Origin of the sequence: uncultured Aquincola sp., from assembly GCF_964001545.1 — a bacterium.
GTDB lineage: Bacteria > Pseudomonadota > Gammaproteobacteria > Burkholderiales > Burkholderiaceae_C > Aquincola.
In genome coordinates this window covers 1-1,953 of the sequence record NZ_CAXFDV010000832.1, presented here as the reverse complement: position 1 = coordinate 1,953, position 1,953 = coordinate 1, and the positions used below count along the sequence as shown (strand labels likewise).

The window sequence follows — 1,953 nt, the reverse complement described above, 5'->3', positions numbered from 1 at the left end:
TGCGCAAGCTGGCCGAACGCAGCCAGGTGGCGGCGCAGGAGATCGGCACCGTGGCCAGCAGCAGCGTGGAGCTGGCCGAGCGCGCCGGCAAGCTGCTGGACGCGATGGTGCCCAGCATCCGCAAGACCTCGGACCTGGTGCAGGAGATCACCGCGGCCAGCGAAGAGCAGTCGTCGGGCGTGGGCCAGATCAACGCGGCGGTGAGCCAGCTGAGCCAGACCACACAGCAGAACGCTTCCAGCTCGGAAGAACTGGCGGCCACGGCTGAAGAGATGAGCGCCCAGGCCGAAGAACTTCAGCGTGCGATGGGCTTTTTCAAGTTGGATCGCGGCGCGTCCGCGTCGCCTTCGTCAGGGTCCGCGCGCAAGGCGCTCGGCGCGGCCCCGGCCGGCGCGCGCCGCGGCGCCACCAGCATCGCCAGCCGCCAGCCGGTCAAGCGGGTGAGCGCCGCCGAGGTGGTGGACGAGTCCGAGTTCACCCAGTTTTAACGTCTGCCTCTCTCCTGGAGACACACCATGTTCAGTTCGATGAAGATAGCCACGCGCATCGGCCTCGGGTTTGCCGCCGTGATCGCCTTGATGCTGGGTCTGGGCGGCTTTTCGGTCTACCAGATGGCGCACATCAACAGCGCCTCTTCCGAGATCGCCGACAACTGGATGCCCAGCATCCGCTTCATCGAGGAAATGAACACCAACACCTCGGACCTGCGCATCGCCGAGCTGCAGTTCGCCCATGCCGATCGTGACCAACCACAGGTGCTGCAGCGCCTTGAACGCCAGCAGGAAGAGGTGCTGGCCACCTTCAAGAAGAACCGCGACGCCTACGTCAAGCTGATCTCCTCGCCGCAGGAGCAGGCCCTCTACGACCAGTTCGCCAAGAAGTTCGATGTGTACCTGGGCATGCGCGACAAGGCCATTGCGCTCACCCGCAGTGGCAACAGCAAGGAAGCCCTGGCGCTGATCAACGGCGAAGCGCAGACGGTGTTCGACGACTACTCCGCGCTGCTGCTGCAGCTCGTCGAGCTCAATGTGAAGGGCGGCGACACGGCCAGCACCGCGGCCGACGTGGCCTACAGCGACTCGCGCCAGATGATCTTCGCCACGCTGGGCCTGAGCGTGCTGCTGGCGGTGGCTTTCTCGGTGCTCATCATCCGCAACCTGATGCGGGTGCTGGGTGGCGAGCCGGCCGTGGTTGCGGCGGTGGCCGGCCAGGTGGCGGCCGGCGACCTGACGGTCGATGTGCAGACGCGGGCCGGCGACAAGGGCAGCGCGATGCTGGCCATGAAGACCATGGTCGACAAGCTCAAGCTGGTGATCGATGGCCAGCGCACCGTGGTGGAGGCGGTCAACCGCGGCGATTTCTCGGTGCGTGTGCCGCTGGACGGGCTGGCCGGCTTCCAGAAGACCATGGGCGAAGGCCTGAACGACCTGGCCCGGACCGTGGGCGAGAGCACCAGCGACGTGGTGCGGGTGATGGGCGCCTTGTCCGAAGGCGACCTGTCGCTGCGGATCGAGAAGTCCTACGAAGGTGCCTTCGGCGAGATGAGCACCTACGTCAACAACACCGTGGCCCGGCTGGCCAGCGTGGTGGCCGAAGTCAATGGCGCCGCGGAAGCCCTGGCGGGCGCCTCGGAGGAAGTCAGCGCCACCGCGCAGGCCTTGAGCCAGGCTTCCAGCGAGCAGGCCGCGGGGGTGGAAGAAACCAGCGCCTCGGTCGAGGAGATGACAGCCTCCATCGCGCAGAACACCGACAACGCCAAGGTGACCGACGGCATGGCCAGCAAGGCGGCCACCGAGGCGGCCGAAGGTGGTGAGGCGGTGAAGGCGACGGTAAGCGCGATGAAGCAGATCGCCCACAAGATCACCATCATCGACGACATCGCCTACCAGACCAACCTGCTGGCGCTCAATGCCGCCATCGAAGCGGCCCGTGCCGGCGAACACGGCAAGGGCT

Annotated in this window: 1 protein-coding gene and 1 pseudogene; both read left to right on the top strand. The window is 66.5% G+C overall.

Going from position 1 to position 1,953, the window contains the following annotated elements; all coding sequences use genetic code 11:
* Positions 1 to 488: pseudogene (locus ABNT58_RS28755) on the top strand (methyl-accepting chemotaxis protein); the annotation flags it as partial.
* Positions 489 to 515: 27 nt separating this feature from the next.
* Positions 516 to 1,953: methyl-accepting chemotaxis protein (locus ABNT58_RS28750; RefSeq protein WP_348756769.1), on the top strand; the 1,438-nt coding region annotated here is incomplete at its 3' end.